General features: G+C 58.9%; 24 protein-coding genes. 12 read left to right on the top strand and 12 right to left on the bottom strand.

Annotation, left to right across the window (positions count from 1 at the left end; all coding sequences use genetic code 11):
* Positions 1–80 precede the first annotated feature (80 nt).
* The 4 genes from BK662_RS12930 to BK662_RS12910 form a co-directional block, all read right to left on the bottom strand.
* Positions 81–1,493 carry a purine-cytosine permease family protein gene (locus BK662_RS12930; RefSeq protein ID WP_123358372.1) on the bottom strand — a complete coding sequence of 471 codons (1,413 nt, stop codon included), beginning with the start codon at positions 1,491–1,493 and terminating at the stop codon, positions 81–83.
* 212 nt (positions 1,494–1,705) lie between these two features.
* Entirely contained in the window at positions 1,706–2,446 is a 741-nt protein-coding gene (locus BK662_RS12920) for a TorF family putative porin (protein WP_123358370.1), read from the bottom strand.
* A 115-nt stretch (positions 2,447–2,561) separates the two neighbouring features.
* Positions 2,562–4,304 (bottom strand): amidohydrolase, encoded by a 1,743-nt coding sequence (locus tag BK662_RS12915; RefSeq protein WP_123358369.1) that lies wholly within the window; start codon positions 4,302–4,304, stop codon positions 2,562–2,564.
* Between the two features lie 18 nt (positions 4,305–4,322).
* Positions 4,323–6,191 carry an amidohydrolase gene (locus BK662_RS12910; RefSeq protein WP_123358368.1) on the bottom strand — a complete coding sequence of 623 codons (1,869 nt, stop codon included), beginning with the start codon at positions 6,189–6,191 and terminating at the stop codon, positions 4,323–4,325.
* Positions 6,192–6,754: 563 nt separating this feature from the next.
* On the opposite strand from BK662_RS12910, the gene BK662_RS12905 reads away from it, so the two are divergent.
* Positions 6,755–7,114: a DUF6124 family protein gene (locus BK662_RS12905; protein ID WP_123358367.1), complete on the top strand. Its 360-nt coding sequence runs from the start codon at positions 6,755–6,757 to the stop codon at positions 7,112–7,114.
* Between the two features lie 215 nt (positions 7,115–7,329).
* Here BK662_RS12905 and BK662_RS12900 read toward each other — a convergent pair whose 3' ends face one another.
* The 3 genes from BK662_RS12900 to ggt all read right to left on the bottom strand — a co-directional run bounded on the left by BK662_RS12900 (position 7,330) and on the right by ggt (position 10,963).
* Positions 7,330–8,361 carry a helix-turn-helix transcriptional regulator gene (locus BK662_RS12900; protein ID WP_123358366.1) on the bottom strand — a complete coding sequence of 344 codons (1,032 nt, stop codon included), beginning with the start codon at positions 8,359–8,361 and terminating at the stop codon, positions 7,330–7,332.
* 110 nt (positions 8,362–8,471) lie between these two features.
* A complete protein-coding gene (locus tag BK662_RS12895) occupies positions 8,472–9,005 on the bottom strand; it encodes a cysteine hydrolase family protein (protein ID WP_123358365.1) in 534 nt (177 codons plus the stop codon).
* A 230-nt stretch (positions 9,006–9,235) separates the two neighbouring features.
* Entirely contained in the window at positions 9,236–10,963 is a 1,728-nt protein-coding gene (gene ggt, locus BK662_RS12890) for a gamma-glutamyltransferase (protein ID WP_038982580.1), read from the bottom strand.
* 151 nt (positions 10,964–11,114) lie between these two features.
* Here ggt and BK662_RS12885 point away from each other — a divergent pair, with 151 nt between their 5' ends.
* Entirely contained in the window at positions 11,115–11,630 is a 516-nt protein-coding gene (locus BK662_RS12885) for a methylated-DNA--[protein]-cysteine S-methyltransferase (protein WP_123358426.1), read from the top strand.
* Between the two features lie 155 nt (positions 11,631–11,785).
* On the opposite strand, the gene BK662_RS12880 is transcribed toward BK662_RS12885, so the two are convergent.
* The 4 genes from BK662_RS12880 to BK662_RS12865 all read right to left on the bottom strand — a co-directional run bounded on the left by BK662_RS12880 (position 11,786) and on the right by BK662_RS12865 (position 14,587).
* Positions 11,786–12,604 carry a helix-turn-helix transcriptional regulator gene (locus tag BK662_RS12880; RefSeq protein WP_123358364.1) on the bottom strand — a complete coding sequence of 273 codons (819 nt, stop codon included), beginning with the start codon at positions 12,602–12,604 and terminating at the stop codon, positions 11,786–11,788.
* 5 nt (positions 12,605–12,609) lie between these two features.
* Positions 12,610–13,149: a kinase inhibitor gene (locus BK662_RS12875; protein ID WP_123358363.1), complete on the bottom strand. Its 540-nt coding sequence runs from the start codon at positions 13,147–13,149 to the stop codon at positions 12,610–12,612.
* A 154-nt stretch (positions 13,150–13,303) separates the two neighbouring features.
* Complete coding sequence (locus BK662_RS12870) at positions 13,304–13,897, bottom strand: NUDIX domain-containing protein (protein WP_123358362.1); 594 nt, start codon at positions 13,895–13,897, stop codon at positions 13,304–13,306.
* Positions 13,898–14,149: 252 nt separating this feature from the next.
* Positions 14,150–14,587 carry a hemerythrin domain-containing protein gene (locus BK662_RS12865; protein ID WP_123358361.1) on the bottom strand — a complete coding sequence of 146 codons (438 nt, stop codon included), beginning with the start codon at positions 14,585–14,587 and terminating at the stop codon, positions 14,150–14,152.
* 147 nt (positions 14,588–14,734) lie between these two features.
* On the opposite strand from BK662_RS12865, the gene BK662_RS12860 reads away from it, so the two are divergent.
* Positions 14,735–15,163: a GNAT family N-acetyltransferase gene (locus BK662_RS12860; RefSeq protein WP_123358360.1), complete on the top strand. Its 429-nt coding sequence runs from the start codon at positions 14,735–14,737 to the stop codon at positions 15,161–15,163.
* 109 nt (positions 15,164–15,272) lie between these two features.
* On the opposite strand, the gene BK662_RS12855 is transcribed toward BK662_RS12860, so the two are convergent.
* Complete coding sequence (locus BK662_RS12855; RefSeq protein ID WP_007904889.1) at positions 15,273–15,623, bottom strand: hypothetical protein; 351 nt, start codon at positions 15,621–15,623, stop codon at positions 15,273–15,275.
* A 162-nt stretch (positions 15,624–15,785) separates the two neighbouring features.
* Here BK662_RS12855 and BK662_RS12845 point away from each other — a divergent pair, with 162 nt between their 5' ends.
* The 9 genes from BK662_RS12845 (at position 15,786) to BK662_RS12805 (ending at position 20,806) form a co-directional block, all read left to right on the top strand.
* Positions 15,786–16,040, top strand: coding sequence for a hypothetical protein (locus tag BK662_RS12845; protein ID WP_008008546.1), 255 nt, complete (start codon positions 15,786–15,788; stop codon positions 16,038–16,040).
* A 2-nt stretch (positions 16,041–16,042) separates the two neighbouring features.
* Positions 16,043–16,372, top strand: a complete 330-nt coding sequence (locus BK662_RS12840) for a DUF6388 family protein (RefSeq protein ID WP_123358359.1) — start codon at positions 16,043–16,045, stop codon at positions 16,370–16,372.
* A gap of 28 nt (positions 16,373–16,400) precedes the next feature.
* Complete coding sequence (locus tag BK662_RS12835; RefSeq protein ID WP_123358358.1) at positions 16,401–17,105, top strand: YoaK family protein; 705 nt, start codon at positions 16,401–16,403, stop codon at positions 17,103–17,105.
* 223 nt (positions 17,106–17,328) lie between these two features.
* Positions 17,329–17,721 (top strand): sulfurtransferase complex subunit TusD, encoded by a 393-nt coding sequence (gene tusD, locus BK662_RS12830; protein WP_064621317.1) that lies wholly within the window; start codon positions 17,329–17,331, stop codon positions 17,719–17,721.
* Position 17,722: 1 nt separating this feature from the next.
* Positions 17,723–18,085, top strand: a complete 363-nt coding sequence (gene tusC, locus BK662_RS12825) for a sulfurtransferase complex subunit TusC (RefSeq protein ID WP_052967905.1) — start codon at positions 17,723–17,725, stop codon at positions 18,083–18,085.
* Positions 18,085–18,378 (top strand): sulfurtransferase complex subunit TusB, encoded by a 294-nt coding sequence (gene tusB, locus BK662_RS12820; RefSeq protein WP_123358357.1) that lies wholly within the window; start codon positions 18,085–18,087, stop codon positions 18,376–18,378. The genes tusC and tusB overlap by 1 nt, the downstream gene beginning before the upstream one ends.
* A complete protein-coding gene (locus tag BK662_RS12815) occupies positions 18,375–18,710 on the top strand; it encodes a TusE/DsrC/DsvC family sulfur relay protein (protein ID WP_048396941.1) in 336 nt (111 codons plus the stop codon). The genes tusB and BK662_RS12815 overlap by 4 nt, the downstream gene beginning before the upstream one ends.
* Positions 18,707–19,708: a glycosyl transferase family protein gene (locus BK662_RS12810; RefSeq protein ID WP_123358356.1), complete on the top strand. Its 1,002-nt coding sequence runs from the start codon at positions 18,707–18,709 to the stop codon at positions 19,706–19,708. The genes BK662_RS12815 and BK662_RS12810 overlap by 4 nt, the downstream gene beginning before the upstream one ends.
* Before the next feature lie 90 nt (positions 19,709–19,798).
* The gene (locus BK662_RS12805; protein WP_123358355.1) at positions 19,799–20,806 is read left to right on the top strand and encodes a glutathione S-transferase family protein; all 1,008 of its coding nucleotides are present in this window, start codon (positions 19,799–19,801) and stop codon (positions 20,804–20,806) included.
* The last annotated feature ends 70 nt before the right edge of the window (positions 20,807–20,876 follow it).

Below are 20,876 nucleotides of genomic sequence, written 5' to 3'. Positions count from 1 at the left end.
ACGCGGATCAGTATAGGAGACGCTTGAACACAAGGTAGTTGTCGCCGCGCCCGCTCTGCAGCCCCTGATCGACGGGGCATTCAAGCCTTCGAGTTACCTTCGACCGACACGGCAAGCCCGGTTGTCCTGGCCACCCAGTAGTAGAAAATGCCCGGCACCACCAGCCCGACGATCCAGGAAATATCGACACCGCCAAGCTGCGCGACCATCGGTCCGGAATAGAAGTGAGTGTCGACAAAAGGCAGCTGAACCAGCACACCGAAGACATACACGCTGATCCCCAACACATTCCAGCGGCCATAACGCCCCGCCGGATCGGACAACGCGGGAATGTCATAACGCTCTTTGTTGATGAAGTAATAATCCACCAGGTTGATCGCGCTCCACGGCGTGAAGAAGGTCAACAAAAACAGGATGAAATATTTGAACGTCGTGAGAAACGAGTGCTGCCCCAGCAACGCAAGCGCGGTCGACGCCCCGACAATCGCCAGCACAAACAGCATGCGTTTGCCGGCGGATATCTCGAAGCCACGACGCAAGCCGCTGATGATGGTGGCCACGCACATGAAGCTGCCATAAGCGTTGAGGGTCGACACCGTGACCTTGCCGAACACCACGCTCAAGTACAGCAGGGAGGCGATCACGCCGCTACTGCCCAGCCCGACGATGGTGGCAACTTCATGCCCGCGAAAACTCGTGCCCGCCAACGCAGCGGCGAACACTCCCAGCACCATGGACGCCTGGGCGCCCAGCACCGTTCCCAGGCCTACGGCGGTGAACGTCTTCCAGGACGAAGTCCTGCTCGGCAGGTAGCGTGAGTAGTCAGCCACATAAGGGCCGAACGCGATCTGCCAGGAAGCGGAAAGGGACACCGCCAGCAGGAAAGTGCTCCAGCCAAAATGACGATTTTCCAGCAGCAGACCGATGTCGTTGAGCGTCATCAATCGAGTAAACAGATAGACGAAAGCAATGATGCCCAGCACGCTCGCCACCCGTCCGACCAAGTGGATGACCCGATAACCGAAGATCGTCAGAAACGCGATGCAGGAGGCGAAAATCAGGATACCGGCGCTGTCGCTGACATCGATCAGCTGGGCAATCGCCTGCCCCGACAGTACCGCGCCGGTGGCGCTGAAGCCGAGGTACATCAGGCACACCAGCACAATCGGGATCGCCGCCCCATAGACGCCGAACTGCACGCGACTGGAGATCATCTGCGGCAACCCAAGCTTCGGCCCTTGTGCCGCATGCAGGGCAACCACCGCACCGCCGAGCAACTGGCCGATCAGCAAACCAATCAGTGACCAGAACACATCGCCACCCAGCACCACGGCCAGAGCACCGGTGACGATCGAGGTGATCTGCAGGTTGGCGCCAAGCCACAGGGTGAACTGGCTGTAGAGGCTGCCATGACGCTCGGCCTCGGGAATGTAATCGATCGAACGTGTCTCGATCAGGGGACTTCGCTGCTGACTATCGCTGACCTTGGTCATTACGGTGTTCTCTTCTGAGGGGCAGACGGGCAACGGGTTTCAAGTCGAATACTGTTTTGTGGCGAGCGAGCTTGCTCGCGCTCGACTGCGCAGCAGTCGCAAAATCGCATTGTTGTCCGAATTTTGGGGCCGCTTCGCAGCCCAGCGGGAGCAAGCTCCCTCGCCACAATTGATCGCTTGACTGTTAACTGACTGGCAGGGTTTTTTAACGCTTAGAAGGCCTTGCTGGCACTGGCTACCACGGTGGCAGTGCAGAGATCGCCATAGCCGTACCAGCTCGCGCATTCGCTTTTCGACAGGTCGGTATCGATGTAACTGAGTCCCCAGGTCAGGCCCACAAAATCACGGGTCAATTTGGCTTCCCACTCGGTGTAGGCATCACGGCTTTCACCGTTGGCGGACCAGAAAGCCGGGTCTTTGACATCGTTGCGCCCCACACGCAGGTCCAGGCCGACCTCGGCCGGCAATTCGATTTTGTAGCTGAGGTAGGTGTAGAGGGTGTCCTGGTCCTCGCCAAAGAAGTTCGGCGTATCGTTTGAGTAGTTGGCGCCGAGCTTCACGCCATAAACGTCAAGGATGGCGTAGACCTCACTCATGTTGAATTGGCCTTCCTTTGGATAGTCGTACTTGAGGTACCCCAGATCGAGACTGATTGCCTCGGTCGCCTGCCAGTAGTAGCCCGCGTAGTACTCGAGTTCCTGCCGGGTCTTGTATGGGCCGCCAAAATCGACATTCGAGGTCCAGGCGCCAATGTACAAGCCGCTGCTGTGCACCAGCGTGGCGCCGGCCTGAACCGCCGGATCTCCCTGGGTTTGCGAAATGCCACGCGTGCGGTAGTCACTGACAACGCCCAGGGTCATGTCCAGGCTGAAGTTGTCGTTAAGTGTCAGTGCCTGGCTGGTCAGGGGAGCCAATACAAGGCTGGCAAGGGTCAATGCTGAGCGTACGTTCATACAAGTCTCTTATTTTTATGGATCAGCGGGTTATTTCGGGCACGGCGTTGCCCAGCCCCTCGCAATGCGAGGAGCAGGAGCATTTTTTTCGGTGGTGCCGGCGGGTGGTCGGTCGTCAGGACGCGGGCGCGTAAACCTGCTTGCCAGCGAAGAAAGTCTTCAGGACCTTGGTATCGAACAGCTCGTCATCGCTGACCTTGAACACATCGCGGTCGAGGATGATCAAATCGGCCTGTTTGCCGGGCGCCAGCGAGCCAATCTGTTGCTCCAGCCGCAGGACTTTGGCGGCATTGAGGGTGTAGGCGTAGAACATGGTCTGGCGATCAATGCTTTCATTGGCATTCAACACACCCAGCGGCCCTTTGCGGGTGCTGGCCTGAGCGATGGCGTTCCACGGATTGGGACTGGACACCGGCCAGTCACTGCCACCGGCGATGACCGCACCGGCGTTATGCAGGGACCTGGCGGGATACTGATAACCGTAAGCGAACGCGCTGATATACGGTTTGACCAACTCCACCGTGTAAGACTCGCCGGTAGCCCACAGCAGCTGCATGGAAGCGATCACGCCAAGCTGCTTGAAGCGCGGAAACTCCTTTGGATTGACCAGTTGCAAGTGAGTAATGCTGTGGGCCATCGGTGTCGGGTTGAGCTTGCGCGCGTATTCAAAACCATTGAGTGACTCACGTACGGCACGGTCGCCGACCGCATGCATATGCACAATCCAGTCACGCTTCTCCGCCGCGACTACCAATTCACCAAAGTGTGCCGGGTCGATCAGCAACTGACCGTTTTTGTGACTGTTGGTGAACGGAACAATCACCGCTGCCGTCTGCCCCGGAAACTCCAGAACGCCGTCCGCGAAGACCTTGATGCCAGGGAAGCTCAGGTTGGGCACGCCCTCGAATTTCTTCATCACCTTGGCCAGCACTTCCAGATCGGCCGGCCGGCTTTTTGGGTTGGTCAGCAGCAGTGCCGCGACGTGGGCGTTGAGCTCGCCCTTCTCTGCCAGTTCGCGGTAAAGCGGTAGAACACCGTAACTCTGCTCGGTGGCCTGGAAATCGAACAGCGAATCACCACCTCCGGCATTCGCTGCCGCGTCCATCCAGGCGGTAACGCCATATTGATTATTGACCTTCACCGCCTCGCGGGCAGCCTTCAGCATGACCTCGTTGCCGGGCGCGGGGATCTGACCGCGCACCTTGTCCCAGCGTGACTCGGCGAACAAACCGTTGGGGGTGAAGTCCGCTGCGTGCCCCACGAAGCTGCGGTCCTGTTCCGACAGACCTTTTACCAATGCCGCGTCGATCTTCAGACGCTTTAGCATCGCGTTGTTGGCCCAGCCGGTATGCCCGTCAATCCCGCTGAGGACTACCGGTTGGTCCGCCCAGCGTCCCTGATTGAAGCGCTGACCGAGCTCGCGGTTTTTCTCCCAATAGGCCGAACTCACCCCGGCAATACTGATCACGTCACCGGCTCGTGCTCGCCCCGCTTCATCCTGTTCGATCATCCATTGCTCGAGTTCCGGCAACGGCTTTACTTCATCCAGCAAGTTGGCCCCCTGGCTGTTGAAGGCCGCAACGACCGGGTGACTATGGGTATCAATCATTCCAGGCATCAGTACTTTGCCCGCCAGATCGATTCGTTGCGTCTGGGCATCGGCCAGGGCGTTGATCTCGGCATCGCTGCCCACTTTCAGAATCTTGCCGTCTTGCACCGCCACGGCCTGAACCAGTGCTTGACCGGGTTCGGCGGTAAAGACCTTGCCGTTGAACAGCACAAGATCAGCGGCGGCCATGGCCTGCACCGAGGAAAGGGCCAGGGCTGCGACCAACAGGTTGGGAATGAATAGTTGCATCGGAACACTCTCTTGTTTTTATTGGGCGATTCGGGATGTGGACGCTTGTGACAACGCCTTCGGGTCAAGTCCAACGAACGGCGCCTTGGCCCACACGACCTTGCCGCCGACCACCGTCAGCAGCACAGCGTTTCGGCCCAGCTCATCCTCCGGCACCTGCATGAAGTTCTTGTCCAACACGATCAAGTCGGCGAATTTTCCAACCTCGACCGAACCGACGACAGCGTCCAGTTTCAGCTGCTCGGCGGCGTTGATAGTGATGGTGCGCAACACGTCAGTGCGCGACAACGCCGGGTCGGCATTCAACCTGCCGGCATACTTGGGGCCATAGCTGTGCGGGTTCAGCGGATCGCCTGAACGGGTGACCCCAATCTTCAGCGCCAGGAATTCGTCGAGCGGGTCGACGGGCCAGTCGCTGCCATAGGCGACGCGGCCGCCAGCGCGGCTGATGCTGCCCGATGGTTCCATGCGGGCAAAACGCGCCGGGCCGAGATGATCGCTGGTGCCGTCGACCGTGGACGGCGCCTGCTGGGCCCACTGGAACGACATGTTGGCGGTCACGTCGAGCGCCTTGAAACGTGAATAGTCGGCGGGGTCCACCGATTCGGCGTGAGTAATGGCCGGACGAAAACCGTTGTCAGGCAGTTGCTGGCGCACGTATTCGATACCGTTCAACGAGTCACGCACCGCTCGGTCCCCGGTGGCGTGAAGGTGCGGATCGAGGCCGGCCTGTACCGCTTGCAACAGCAGCGGATTGAGCACTTGCGGCGGGAAATACAGCTCACCGATATTCTTGCCAGGTGCCCACTTCGGCGCGGCATCGGTGCCGGCATTGCGCAGGTACGGCGCCAACATTGCCCCGGTATCCGCTGGAGCGTTGATGATGCCGTCCATGAACAATTTGACGTGACGCATGCTCACACCAGGGGCAACTTTGGCTTCGCCCTGGTCGTAGATGTTGGCCAGTGCCTTGGCCTCGGCAATGGTTTTCGCCGGGTCTGCAGCGGCGGCGGCAGGGTCGAGTTTGATCGCCAGCAAGGCCCGTGCAGTCAGTTCGCCCGACTGTTGCAGAGTGGTAAACGCTTTGCCATTTTCAGGCCCCGACAAGGCATCGAAGAAGCTGGTGATGCCTTGCTGGCGCATGGCATCGAGCGCCGCGCGGGTCTGGTTGAGTTTTTCTGCGTCGCTGGCCGGCGGCACCACGGCGGCCATGGCATCGGCGGCACCGTCTTCGCAGATACCGGTCGGGTTGCCGGCGCTGTCGCGCACGTACTTGCCATCCCCCGGATTGGCCGTGTGCTTGTTGATGCCTGCCACCGCCAGGCCGCGAGAATTTGTCAGCACGGTATGGAAGTCGGTGGAACGGACCTGAATCGGGCGATGGGTCTTGAGTGCGTCCAGCGTCGATTTGTCGGGATCGCCGTCGAGCCCGGTCATGCCCATGCGGTCCCAACTGCCCACTTCAAGCCAGACATCCGGGCCCTTGCCCTTGTCGGCATCCAGACACGCCTGAATGGTTTCCTGGAAATCCTTGCGGGTCATCGTCTGGTATTTCAGGTCGCACAACGTCATGGCGCGACCGCCGTCCCCCGGATGCATGTGCGCATCGACGAAGCCGGGCATCAACATGCGTCCCGCCAGATCGATCAGCTGTGTCTGCGTGCCGATATACGAAGCAACGCCTTCATCGCTGCCGACATAGACGATCTTCCCGCCTGTGACGGCGATCGCCTGCTGCACGGAGTTCTTGCCATCAACGGTGTAGATATAGCCGTTGCGCATCACTATGTCAGCCGGTGTCGAACCCTGTGTCTGACACCCCACCAGCGCCATGCAGGAAAATGCCGTTGTCGACGCAACAGCGATAAACAGCCTGGAAAATTTCAACTGCCTCACCTCTATTTTTATAGTTTTGGAAGTGGCCCGAACAGACGGCCGCAAGCCTCTGATATGCAGGCATACCCTATAGGGCGCAGGCGTCGGATGGACCTCTACAAATGAGGGGGGTGAGGTAATTAAATGACAGGGATCCGATCTGGAGTAGAGGCGGAACCTGTGGGAGCGGGCTTGCTCGCGAAGACGGCGGCACAGTCAACATTGATCGAAGAGGCTTGTTTAAAAGACCTCAAGGTTACGTCCTGAAAGCTACAAAACCTTGCGCCGCTGCCTACGGCTGCACCAGAATCCGCCGGCTTGTGCGCTTTGAGCCCCGCCGGTAACTTGATTCGCGTCACTGATTCCCAGTGATCGGGTTTAGCAGCCCGGCTAGTCACTCACGGTTGCACATGTCTTATCCAGTCAGGCTTTCGCCTGCACTTGATGGTGGCTGTGCGCATGGCACCTTCGGGTGCGCCGGGTTTTGGGTGACTACCGGTCTGCTAACTTGCGCACAGCTGCCACCCTTTCGTATAGCAGCGAGATGGTTGCGGCCTCACTAGAGGTTAGTCCCCATGTTCAAGGCAACGCCCAACCCGCCGGTCACAGACCCGGCGTCCCCCTACGAATCTCTCGATTCAAAAAAACTCAACGATGCCGCCAAACGCGCCCTCGACTTCCACTTCCCGTCGAATGCCGACATCAAAGCCACTGCGCGTACACCCAGCACTATGTTTTCCGTGGACCCAGAAGCCACAGCCGAAACCCTGGCGGTTTTTTTGGTCGAGACGCTGGCGTCGGTCGATGTGATGGTCCATCAGTTGGTGGATCATCTGGAGGGTGAGTCGCGCTACGCCCTGCTGGGCATTTCCAACAGCATCATGGTGGCGGAGATCACGGCGAACCGGGTGCTGGATAAAATCGATACCCCTTAGAAATGTGAACTCCATTCCCCTGTAGGAGTGAGGCTTGCCCTAATGCCAGTCAGTTAAGGTGCGCAACGTGTGGGAGCGAGCCTGCTCGCGATGACGGCGGTACATTCAGCATCAATATCGGCTGACCCGACGCTATCGCGAGCAGGCTCGCTCCCACAAGGACTGCAGTGTTCAAATACTTAACTGACTGGCATTAAGGCTTGCCCGCGAAGGCGTCAGGTCTGGCACACCGCGTTATCGTTCTTCGCGTGCGAGTTCGCTGAACGCAGCACAGACCCCAGTTCCACTTTGCTCTTCACGCCCAGTTGCAGGTAGCAGTTGCGCAGGTAGGTGCGCACTGTCGCAGGACTCAACTCCAGGATTTTGGCAATTTCCTTGTAGGAATGGCCGGCGGCGAACAGCATGGCAGCCGTCCGCTCGCGTGGCGCAAGCATCGCCCCGCGTGACTGGGCTTCGAGCGACAGGATAACGTGCTCGGCGTTTGGGCTCAGTGTCAGGGCGCAGCGACCCAGGCGCATGACGCAGGGTGCCTTTTGCAGTTGCGCGGTCACCTGCGCGGGAAGCATTGAACCGTTCCAGCCGGGTAACTCACGTTCGATGGCTGCACACAGCGTTGCCCCCACGTACAGCAAGCTGCCGTCCATGCGCGCGACGCCAAAGTCAGACGCCCCATTGCCCGTGTCGAAGCGGATCATGTCCTGCACCTGGAATCGCCACAGCTGCAACAGGTGGTCGCAGAAGGCCGAAAACAAATCGGCCTCGTTGTCGTTGAAAGCTGAGGCATTAATGTCTCGATAGAGACAGACGAAGAACATCAAACCGCTTTCGGGTAACTCGAAGGTGATGCACATCAGGTAATAGAGGTCGTGGCGCCGAGCGAAAGCGTTCACTTCTTCATTGGGATCGGTGAAGCCGCTGTCGCGCACGACCTCACCGGGTCGACTCATGGTGTCATGGGAGAATTTGTCATTGCGCGCACACGTGTGCCACTCGGCGGCAAACGACTCGGGCAGATTGATTCGCCCATGCATCCAGTTTCTGGGCGAAACATCGACACCCGACGCAGACATCTCGCCCCACCAGGCTGAAGCGAAGGGCACCAGTTGGCTGAATGCCTTCAAGCCGTCAGTGATGAACCGGGACGCACCGCGATCTCGGGCAAGACGCCCCAAGTGCAATACGCAAAGATTGAACGCTTGCAGCGTTGTCATCGACGCCTTGGCGCCGACCTCATCACCCTCCTCCATCGTTCTGATCCCGTTCGCTGCATGGCGTATTATTTTTTTGACCATGCCATAGGCGCAGCGATTGCGTCCAGCCCTGGGCGCGCAAGCTCGCCACGTGGCTGGCGGTGTTTTCAGACTTTGATTTCGCTGGCCGGCATAACATCAATCCGTGCCACGGAGCCGGTCAAGTGCGCCAGATCCTTATTGTGTTCGGCGATGATGTCTTCGGCGCTCATCGTGCCGTTGTCGATGGTGGAATGGGCGTCGGCTACCAGCACGACGTCGTAGCCCAATTGATGCGCCTGGCGGACGGTGGCGTTGACGCAGTAGTCGGTTTGCAGGCCGCAGATAATCAGGCGATCGGCTTCCAGTTCTTGCAGATGTTCATGCAAGTGGGTCTGGTAGAACGAATCCGGGGTGGTTTTGCGCACGCGCAGGTCTTGGGATGAAGTCTTCAGACCGTCGGCCAGTTGCCAGCCTTCGCCGCCGTATTGCAACAGGTCGCCCTCTTCTTCGTGCTGGATCAGGATGACCGGGATGTCGGCGGCCCTTGCTTTGGCACTGAGGTCGTTGATGGTTTTGATGATGCGCTGGATGTCGAAGCATTCATACTCGCCGATGCACAGCGCGCTTTGGACATCAATGATAAGGAGTGCGGTGCTCATGGCTTCCTTCCTTAGAGAGGTCGGTAGAACGATGGAATTCAACTCCCTTTTTAACCTGTAGCAACTGTCGAGCTTGCGAGGCTGCGTTCGAGCCCCTGTAGGAGCTGGCGCAGCCTGCGATCTTTTGCCTTTGATGTCAGCGAAAGCAAGATCAAAAGATCGCAACCTTCGGCAGCTCCTACGGGGATCGGGGCCACCCGGGGAGTTCAGGTGGCCGGTGATCGCCTGCTTCAGTAACCGAGTGACAACCCGGTATTGCGCCGTGGATCGTTCGCTCCATAGAAGCGGTTCTTGCCCACTGGCTTGCCTTCCAGCGAAGGCGCACCTACCAGAATAGCTGCGATATGGTTGGGGTCCTGCGGCCCGGCAAATTTGTGCCCCCAGCTTTCGAGCATCTTCTTGGTGTCCGGGCTGGTGGCGAAGTTCTCCAGGTTGGTTTCTTCCGGCAGCCATTGCTGGTGGAAACGCGGCGCATCCACCGCTTCCTGGATGTTCATGCCGTAGTCGATCACGTTGAGGATGGTCAGCAGGGTGGCGGTGATGATGCGGCTGCCACCGGGAGTGCCGACAACCATGACGACCTTGCCGTCCTTGGTGACGATGGTCGGGCTCATGGACGACAGCGGCGCTTTGCCGGGGGCGATGGCGTTGGCTTCGCCCTGCACCAGACCGTACATGTTCGGCACGCCGATTTTCGAGGTGAAGTCGTCCATTTCATCGTTGAGGATGACCCCGGTTTTGCTCGCCATGACGCCGGCGCCGAACCAGTCGTTGAGGGTGTAGGTCACCGACACCGCATTGCCCCATTTATCGACGATCGAGTAATGGGTGGTATTGCTGCCTTCGTGGGGCGCTACGCCGGGTTTGATCTCGCGGGACACGCCGGCCTTCTGCGGATCGATGACTTCGCGGATCTTGGTCGCGTAGTTTTTATCCAGCAAATGGGCGATCGGATTTTTCACGAAGTCCGGGTCGCCGAGGTAGCTGTTGCGGTCCACATACGCATGACGCATCGCTTCGATCTGGTAGTGCATCGCCTGAGCCGAGCGGAAGCCCAGGTCTTTCATCGGGTAGCCGTCGAGGATGTTCATGATCTCGCAGATCACCACGCCACCGGAGCTTGGCGGTGGCGCCGAGACCACGTGATAGCCACGGTAATCGCACTCGATCGGCGCCAGTTCGCGGGTCTGGTATTTGTCGAGGTCGGCCTGGGTGATGATGCCCTTGTTGGCCTGACTGGAGGTGACGATGGCGTCGGCCACCCAGCCTTTATAGAAACCGTCGGCGCCCTTCTCGGAAATTTCCCGCAGGGTTTTGCTCAAGTCTTTTTGTACGAGTTTCTGGCCAACCTGCATCGGCTCGCCATTGCTCAGGAAGATCGAGCCTGAGTCGCGCATGTCTTTCTTGAAGACGTCGGTGGCGTACTCCAGCAAGTCGACATCGCCCTGCTCCAGCACAAAACCGTCTTCGGCAAGCTTGATCGCGGGGGCGATCACTTCCTTGCGGGGTTTGGTACCGTATTTCTTCAGGGCCAGCTCCATGCCCGAAACGGTGCCCGGCACGCCAACGGCAAGATGACCACGGGTGCTCAAGTCCGGGACGACGTTGCCCGCTTTGTCGAGGTACATGTCGGGGGTCGCGGCCAGCGGGGCTTTTTCACGGAAATCGAGGAAGGTCTTGCGCCCGTCCGCCAATTGAATCGTCATGAAACCGCCACCGCCCAGGTTGCCCGCCGCGGGGTACACCACCGCCAGCGCATAACCCACCGCAACGGCGGCATCGACGGCGTTGCCGCCATTCTTGAGCACATCGACGCCGACGTGGCTGGCCAGATGCTGGGCGGTGACGACCATGCCGTTTTCGGCCGCGACCGGGGCGACGGAGGCCGCGTGGGCGGTCAGGCAACTCAGCGCCAATGTGGTTGCCACGAGCGATTTGGTAAAAGGTTCGAACTTCATGAGTCGGTCTCTTTTTGTTTTTAGGCTCTGTCGAAAACAGAGGGAACGGTTCAAGAGCAGTAGGCAAGTATGGCTGGGATTGCGTATTGCGCCTCCCCGATGAGGCAGTATGCTGGGGCCCCTGTTCAGCACTTTTACGGAGTCCGCCGGCATGTCCTACACCTTCACCACCCTGGCGTCTCCGGTCGGCGAATTGAAACTGGTGGCGAAAGGCGCGCGACTGGCGGCCATCCTCTGGGAAAACGACAAACCGGGTCGGGTAAGGCTGGGGCCGATGGCTGAAGCGGCGGACAACCCGATCCTGGTGCGCACCACACAGCAGTTGCAGGAATACTTCGCCGGCACGCGTAACCGTTTCGAACTGGAACTGGATTTTGCCGGGACGGACTTTCAGCAGAAGGTGTGGCAGGCGTTGCTGACCATTCCGTTTGGCGAAACGCGCAGCTACAGCGAAATTGCCCGGCAGATCGGCAATCCCAGCGCAGTTCGGGCGGTGGGTGCGGCTAATGGCAAGAATCCGATTTCGATTGTCGCGCCGTGTCATCGGGTGATCGGAGCATCAGGGAAACTGACGGGGTTTGCCGGTGGGCTTGAGGCGAAAGAGCGGTTGCTGACGCTCGAAGGGTATGAGTGCCGCAGGGCCGGCAGCATGGGTGATTTATTTTGAGCTAATGAGCCCTTGTGGCGAGGGAGCTTGCTCCCGTTCCAGTGCGTAGCGCTGGCAAAATCTTCGACAAGGGGCGTTTCACGCCCAGCGCGAGCAAGCTCGCTCGCCACAGAACTCACAGTTTCAAAAAGACAGGGGACATTCCACAGGAATGACTAAATCGCCGCCCGTAATTCCCGTGGCGACAGGCCATAGTGTGAGCGAAAGCGCACTGCAAAACGTGAGGCCGAGGCGTAACCGCTGGCACCGGCAATTTCACCGATGGGACGAGAAGTGGTTTGCAGCCATTGCAGCGCCGTAGCCAGCCGAACACTTTCCAGAATATTCCTGAAACTGTCCCCTTCATTGGCCAGTTGGCGACGCAAAGTCGACTCGCCAAGGTTCAAGTGTTGTGCGACGTCCGCAACAGTCCAGTCTCTTTCCGGGCTGCCCATTACCAGCTGCTGCACCCGTTCGCACAGTGGATCGTTGCGATCCATCAGCAGCGGTCCGGCCTGACCGCCAAGGCACAGGCTCAGGAGAACCGCTTCCCCATAGTGGGTGCGTAACGCATCCGGAGCATCCGCATTGATGGAGGCCAATAACTGATCCCATGCCTGTGTTGTATGCCTGTCCAGAGGGACACATAGATCTGTTTTCAGGCCACGGCGATGGCTCATGATCTGCTGGCCATATCGGCTGCTGAAATTACGCAGTGTCGAACCGGGAAAGGTCACCACATCGGCGATATAGTGACCGTGAAGGCCAGGGAAATTTGAGATGCCAAGCTCGCGCCCGGCCGGCATCAGAATCAGATGTTGCGGCCCTGCACGCATCTGCCGGTCATCCCATTGCAGCAGTTTTTCCCCCTGTCGTACTCGACACAAAGCAGTAGCGAATATCGGCACCCGTTGCAATGTATGGGGCTGTCGTGCCCGTATGACACACGCATCGATAATATTTTCCCGGTGCTGTATGCCGAAACAAGGGCGCATCGCTCTTAACGTCCGTAAGTTGAAGTAATGGTCGCTTTGGCCAAGGCGTTGGCATTGAGCATATAGCCCACCAAGGCTCCGCTGGCCTGATTGTCGAGTGGCAGCTTATCGACTTTCAATGCCCATACGGTGAATTGATAGCGATGCGGCTTATCCCCTACAGGAGGGCACGCTCCGCCAAATCCCGGCTGGCCATAATCGGTTCGCCCTTGTACTGCACCCGCAGGCAGGTTCGAACCGACCCCTCTTGGCAAACTGCTGGTTGAAGCGGGTAAGTTGACCACCGTCCAATGCCACCAGCCGCTGCCGGTCGGCGCATCAGGATCGTAGACGGTGATCGCGTAACTCTTGGTACCCGTCGGGGCGTTGCGCCAGGAAAGCTCGGGCGAAGTATTCCCCCCTTCGCAACCGAAGCCCTGGAACACCTCGCGACTGGTCAGCGGGCGGTTCTCGGCAATATCCTGGCTCGTCAGCGAGAAGTCGGCAGCGTGCCCCGTGAGCACGACCCCCATGGACAATGCGGATAGGATTGTTCTGATGTTCATCGTGACCTCATCTGAGTGTTGGCGTGAGGCACGATTCTAGAGAGCGCAAAGGCTGGTTACTGTGCCGAAATGCTCGACCATTGTGCCTGAACGCTCTCTCGAACCAGACGAACCGCAATTGTAAAACCGCAGTGCCGTGAACCTCGCAGCCGGCTCAAACCGGTCCGAAGACATCCTTCATCGCCGCATACTGCAGCAGCATGATGGTCTTGGCATCGCAGATCTCCCCGCGATAGAACGCCGCCAGCGCGTCGTCGAACTTCCACTCCAGCACTTCCAGTTCTTCGGTTTCTTCCTCCAGCCCGCCGCCATCACTGACTTTCGAAGAGGCGTCGTACTCGGCGATGAAGAAATGCAGCTTTTCAGTCACTGAACCGGGGCTCATGTAAGCCTCGAAAACCTTCTGCACATGGTGGACGCGATAGCCGGTTTCTTCTTCGGCTTCAGCGCGAATGCGCTCTTCAGGCGCAGCGCCTTCCAGCAACCCCGCAGCCACTTCAATCAGCAAACCATCATGGCCGTTGACGAACACCGGCAGCCTGAACTGGCGGGTCAGTACGACGGTTTTCTTCTCGCGATTGAACAGCAGAATCGCCGCGCCATTGCCCCGGTCGTAGACCTCGCGAGTCTGACGCTGCCAGTCGCCGTTGTTGCGCAAGTAATCGAAGGTGATTTTTTTCAGCAGATACCAGTCGTGGGACAGCACCCGGGACTCGATGATGTTGACCCGCTCGGCTGTGTTCGACATGACAATTCCATCCTTATGTTCGTCAGAAAGCGTCCATGTTAGGCGAAAACAGAAAAGCCCGGCGACTGCCGTAATGCTGTTCATTTAAGAGAATCTGGACTCAGAGAAACCTGTGGCGAGGGAGCTTGCTCCCGCTTGAGTGCGCAGCACTCACAAAAATCGGCAATGGTTGTCAAATTTTTGGGACCGCTGCGCAGCCCAGCGCGAGCAAGCTCGCTCGCCACAAAAGTAACGATTGGCACGCTTTCACCCTCAGGAAAGTTGCGCCTTGTATTCTTTCTGATACTGCCCGGCGAGGGTTTCTTTCTGTTGGTCGTCGAGTAACTTGCCGGCCATCTGAAAGAACTTCTGCTCCTCCTCTTTCAAGTGGTGATGGACCTTCTCCGAGAGCTTTTTCGCCGTTGCCAACCAGGATGGACTGGACATTTCGGTCGCATCCAGCGCTTCCATCATCTCGTCCATTTCGTGGTGTTCGGAGATGGCGTGGCGGCTAAGATCCACGCCGTTGTCGAACTCCATCAGCGGCATGTAGAAATGGCGTTCTTCAGCGGTTTCGTGGGCCTGAAGCTCGGATTTGAGCCGTTTGTAAGCCTCGACCCGCTCCGGGGTGTCGCCACGGGTTTGAATCAGTGCATCGGCATAGCGGCGCTGACGGTCGTGGCTTTCGCGCAAGGCTTCAAAAATGTTCACGGGTTGCCCTCAACGGCTGCGTTTAACAATGATGCTGTTCAGGCTAGACATTCCCGGGGCCCCGGGGGTTCCTTGGGTTTCGGGGGATAGAACAATCGCCGCAACCGGGATAGGCTCCGTGTTCACTGCCATAAGGATGTGTTGCCTATGACCCTGCGAATCGAATTGTCGAAAAATGCCACTCAGGAGGAGCGCGAGGCGATCCTCACACCGCTGCGCGCCTACAACGCAGCAAAGGCCGGGGCCACGGTGTCGGAGCAAATTGCTTTGCTGGTACGCAATGACAGCGACGAGATTCTCGGCGGGCTTTATGGCCGAGTGTTTTACCGGTGGTTTTTCATTGAGTTGTTGTCGGTGCCGGATCAGGCCCGGGGACAAGGGATGGGCTCGAAACTGATGCAGATGGCCGAAGACCTGGCGCGGGAAAAGGAATGCGTGGGGATCTGGCTGGATACCTTCGACTTCCAGGCGCCGGAGTTTTACAAGAAACACGGCTACAGCGAGTTGGGGCACATTGCCGATTACCCGCCGGGCCACAAGCGTTTCTTTTTTCAGAAGCGTTTGATGGATTTGTAACCTTCGATTTTTCGGGGTGCCACCAAAAGATCGCAGCCTTCGGCAGCTCCTACATGGGATTGCGTTCACCCTGTAGGAGCTGCCGAAGGCTGCGATCTTTTGATCTTGCTTACAAACAGGTCGCCAACGCCGCCAAACGGCGCTTGGCGACAAAATCATCGTGCTGCGCGTAGTAGCTCAATGCTGTACCCGAGGCATCGGTGGTCACGTCCACGAAGGACTCGGCCGAACGGGTGTAGACCGTCGAGCCGCCCTTCTTGCCCGGCTGCAAATACGCGCCCGCATCGACGCCGAACACCGCCTCATCCTGCCAGGCAAATTGCACGCACTGGGCGACGACTTTTTCCGGTTTGTCCGAAGTCAGGGTTTTGTACGGGGTTTTGGTGCGGGCGTCATTCATCGCCGATCCGGCGCAGCCCGCCAGCAAGGTTGCGGCCAGCGCCACCATCAGAATTCGCATTGCGTTCGCTCATCAGGAAAAAGCGGACTGTATCACCGCGGCGCGGCGTATCGTTCTGCTTTACTTCATTTATACCGCGACACCGCGCAACGATTCGCGCACCCTGTCGCGCCATTAACGCCGCATCGCCCATTTTTCCGGGCACATTTTTCTGGAAAGGTCATGACACCCAACGCCGAATACTACAAACCAACCGCTGAATACGCCGACAAGCTGATCAGCCAGATTGGCCAGACGCCTTCCTGGATCGCCAAGCGAATTGGCGTCACCGACAAGCGGATTCGTTACATTCTCGATGGCGAAAGAACCGTCAAAGGCGAAACCACGCCGATCCAGATGACCTACCCCGAGCAGTTTGCTCTGGAGTGTCTGGCCGCGGCCGCCAAGGCAAGCAAAAAGCAGTCTTCCAAGGAGTAACCATGGCGGCAACCGAACAGCAACACGAGCAGGCGCTGAAAAGATTTCTCGATGAGCGTCCTGAACTGCGCATCGAACTGGACAACCTGAATCCACTGTTGGCCCAGGCCAAGGGCGTGACAGTGGCGCAGTACCGCGACGAGCGCTTGCATGAAGCGTTCGAAGCCGAGGCTGAGCGCCTGGGTTTGTTTGCCTGGGAGCTGACGCTGCAACTGACCGCCGCCACGCCTGAGGATTACCAGGCTCAACGCCTGGAGGTACACAAGGAAGTCGCGGAGATGGCGGGCATGGACTGGCTGGAGTATTGCGAGTTATATGGGTTAACCAAATAGTCATCGCTGCTCAAGGAAGCTTTCGTCGATGCTGCCTTCGCCCTTAAGTACCCGGGCCACACCGGGCCATTTGCATACCCATAAATGGCGCGGACGCATCGGCCTGTCGATGGTCGCCGGTTTGTCGGTGCTCGCCGGCATGACCGATGCCATCGGCTTCATGGCCAGCGGCGACTTCGTGTCCTTCATGAGCGGAAACACCACCCGTCTGGCCGTGGCGATCAGCGATGGCGACCTCGGGCTGACCCTGCGCCTGGTAATCCTCGTGGCCACGTTCGTCGCCGGCAACGCCTTGGGCATTGTCGTCAGCCGTTTCGGTGGCCGGCGGGCGTTGCCGTTGCTGCTGTGCATCGCCACCCTGCTCTGCGGCGCTGCGGCCTGGCCCTACGAAATGCAATTGCCGGCGCTGCTGGCGACGATCATCGCCATGGGCATGCTCAATGCCGCCGTGGAAGAAGTGAACGGCCTACCGGTCGGCCTGACTTACGTCACTGGCGCGTTGTCGCGGTTTGGCCGTGGGCTGGGGCGCTGGATGCTTGGCGAGCGGCGCAATGGCTGGCGGGTGCAATTGATTCCGTGGGCAGGGATGTTTGCCGGCGCGGTGATTGGGGCTTTGCTGGAACATCATCTTGGGCTCAAGGCCCTGTTCGTCAGCGGGCTGCTGGCCGGGGTGCTGGGGTTGCTGTCGTTGAAGATACCGCGGCGTTGGCAGTTGGGTTATATGCCGCGCTGATCGGGTTATCACATTCAACATTGATGTTGCCTGACACTCCGCTATCGCGAGCAGGCTCGCTCCCACAGGGGTCTGTGGTGGATTTCAATATTGTGTACGACACAAATCCCTTGTGGGAGCGAGCCTGCTCGCGATGGCGGCGACTCGGTCTACGAGTAAACGCCCTTCGCCGCCCCGCCGATAAAGCTTTATCATGGCCGCAGTTTTGCTGATCGAGCCCATCATGAAATTCGCCATTGCGCTGTTTTCCGCCGCCCATGCGCCCTCCTCGCGCCGTGCCTTGCTGTTTGCTCAAGCAGCGCTGGCCGGCGGGCATGAGATTGTCCGGCTGTTTTTTTATCAGGATGGCGTCTACAACGCATCTGGCAGCGTGGTCACGCCTCAGGACGAGCAGGATTTGCCCAAGCAATGGCGCAACTTTGTCAGCGAGCATCAACTCGATGGCGTGGTCTGCATCGCCGCCGCCCTGCGCCGCGGTGTATTGAACGAGGAAGAAGCCCAGCGCTATCAGCGTGAAGCGGTAGCGGTGGGCGCGCCGTGGGAATTGTCCGGTCTCGGCCAGTTGCATGACGCGGTGCAGGACGCTGACCGTTTGATCTGTTTCGGAGGCGCGTGAAATGGCTAAATCCTTGCTGATTATCAGCCGTCAGGCGCCGTGGTCCGGGCCTAATGCACGGGAAGCGCTGGACATCGTGCTGGCCGGCGGCGCCTTCGATCTGCCGATCGGCCTGCTGTTCCTCGATGACGGCGTGTTCCAGCTAGCCGCGAAACAGGACGCCAAGGCGTTGCAACAGAAAGACCTGAGCGCCAACCTGCAAGCCTTGCCGATGTTTGGTGTCGAAGACCTGTTCGTGTGCGGTGAAAGCGCCGCGGCCCGTGGTCTGGACCCAAAAGGTCTGTCGCTTGAAGAAGCCCAGGTGTTGGCCGCCCAGGAAATCACCGCCCTCATTGACCGTTACGACCAGGTGATCACCCTCTGATGTCGACTTTGCATGTGTTGTCTCATTCCCCTTTCGGCGACGACCGCCTGAGCAGTTGCCTGCGCGTAATCGGCGCCGACGATGCGCTGCTGCTGAGTGGCGATGCGGCTTATGCCTTGCAACCTGGCACCGCACCATTCAGTGCGCTACATGCTCGCAGCCTGAAACTGTTTGTGCTGGCCGAAGATGCTCAAGCACGGGCCCTGCAAGTCCCGGACTGGGCCAAGGCCATCGATTATCCGGCCTTCGTCGAGCTGTCGATTCACTACGACAAGGTCAACAGCTGGCTATGAAATCCCTGACGGTCGGCGCCCGCGCCATTGAACTGGACAAGGACGGTTTCCTGGTCGAACTGAGTGACTGGTCCGCCGAAGTGGCCGCCGCCCTCGCCGCGGCCGAAGACATCGAGTTGAGCCCGGAACACTGGGAGATCCTCGAACTGCTGCGCAGTTTCTACGACGAATTCCAGCTGTCCCCGGCCACCCGTCCGCTGATCAAATACACCGCATTGAAGCTCGGCCCCGACAAGGGCAACAGCCTGCACCTGAACCGACTGTTCAAAGGCACCCCTGCCAAACTCGCCGCGAAACTGGCGGGCCTGCCCAAACCGACGAATTGCTTATGACCGACTATCCAGCATTGACCCTCGAAACGCCCGCCGAGCACCCGTTCGCCCAGTTCGTGCGGATCCTTGGCAAAGGCAAACGCGGCGCCCGCGACCTGACCCGAGAGGAAGCCCGCGAGGCCATGGGCATGGTGTTCGACGACAAGGTCGAGGACACCCAACTCGGCGCCTTCCTGATGCTATTGCGGCACAAGGAAGAAAGCGCCGAGGAAATGGCCGGGTTCACCGAAGCCTTGCGTGAGCGCCTGAATCCACCGGCGCTGGCAGTCGATCTGGACTGGCCGACGTATGCCGGCAAGAAGCGTCACCTGCCGTGGTATCTGCTGGCGGCCAAGTGCCTGGCGCAGAACGGCGTGCGCATCTTCATGCATGGCGGCGGTGCGCACACGGCCGGTCGGCTGTACAGCGAACAACTGCTCGATACGCTGAACATTCCGCTGTGCCGCAACTGGCAGCAGGTCGGCGCGGCGCTCGATCAGGGCGGTCTGGCATTCATGCCATTGGTGGACTGGGCCCCGCAACTTCAGCGGATGATCGACCTGCGCAACACCTTGGGCCTGCGCTCGCCGATCCATTCCCTGGCACGGATTCTTAATCCGTTGGGCGCTCGCTGCGGTCTGCAAAGCATTTTCCACCCCGGCTATCAGGCTGTGCATCGCGATGCCAGCGGTTTGCTGGGCGATACCGCCATCGTCATCAAGGGCGATGGTGGTGAAATCGAGATCAATCCGGACGCCGACAGCCACCTGTATGGCACCACCGGCGGCGAAAGCTGGGATGAAGAATGGCCACAGCTGTCGACCCAGCGCCACGTCAAACCGGCCACGCTCGATCCCGAGCATTTGAAAGCGGTGTGGCGTGGCGACGTGGTCGATAGCTACCCGCAAATGGCGTTGATCTCGACCATGGCCCTGGCGTTGCGCGGCCTCGGCCAGACCCGCGAGCAAGCGTTCGAAACCGCCCAGCAGTATTGGGATGCAAGGGACCGATCGATTTAACCGATCATAAACGCCCAACCTTTGCGCTTTTTGTTCGAACCTATGCGCATAGACTCCTCTCCAACGCTTATCAGTTGAGGAGTTTTGAACATGGGTTTGTTAGTCGAAGGCCGCTGGCAGGATCAATGGTACGAAAGCAGCAAGGACGGCACGTTCCAGCGTGAACAGGCACAACGTCGCAACTGGTTGACCGCCGACGGCAGGCCAGGCCCGACCGGCGTCGGTGGTTTTGCCGCCGAGGCTGGTCGCTATCACCTCTACGTATCCCTCGCCTGCCCGTGGGCTCATCGCACATTGATCCTGCGCAAACTCAAAGGTCTCGAAAGCCTGATCGATGTGTCGGTGGTCAGTTGGTTGATGCTGGAAAACGGCTGGACCTTCGATAAAAACCTGGGCTCGACTGGCGACAAGCTCGATCACTTCAATTTTCTGCACCAGCGCTACACCACCGATACCGCCGACTACACCGGCCGCGTCACAGTGCCGGTGCTCTGGGACAAACAGACAAATCGCATCGTCAACAATGAATCGGCGGAGATCATCCGCATGTTCAACAGCGCTTTTGATGAGTTGACTGGCAATGACCTGGATTTCTACCCGGCGCCATTGCGGGCCGAGATCGATGCGCTGAACGAGCGGATTTATCCGGCAGTGAATAACGGCGTCTATCGCGCCGGGTTTGCTACGTCTCAGCAGGCTTATGAAGAAGCGTTCAACGAACTGTTTGGTGAACTGGATCGGCTAGAGCAATTGCTGGGCGCGAACCGGTACCTGACGGGTGAATACCTGACGGAAGCGGATATTCGGTTGTTCACTACGATGATTCGTTTCGATGCGGTGTACTTCGGGCACTTCAAGTGCAACCTGCGACGGATTGCCGATTATCCGAATCTGTCGAACTGGCTACGGGAGATTTACCAGTGGCCGGGGATTGCCGAGACGGTGAGTTTTGAGCACATCAAGAATCACTACTACGGCAGCCACAAGACCATCAATCCGACCGGGATCGTGCCGAAAGGGCCGGCGCAGGATTTCACTGCGGCTCATGATCGGGCGCGGTTGATTGGGAAAGGGGTTTGGCGCAAGAACCAGGACTGATCGTAATTCTGTATTGGCTTTGAGGGCCCCATCGCGAGCAGGCTCGCTCCCACATTGGATTTGCGTCGTT

Source organism: Pseudomonas frederiksbergensis, assembly GCF_003732275.1.
Taxonomy (GTDB): Bacteria; Pseudomonadota; Gammaproteobacteria; order Pseudomonadales; family Pseudomonadaceae; genus Aquipseudomonas; species Aquipseudomonas frederiksbergensis_H.
Note: the sequence above shows the minus strand (reverse complement) of the source record. Positions and strands in the feature narration are given on the sequence as shown.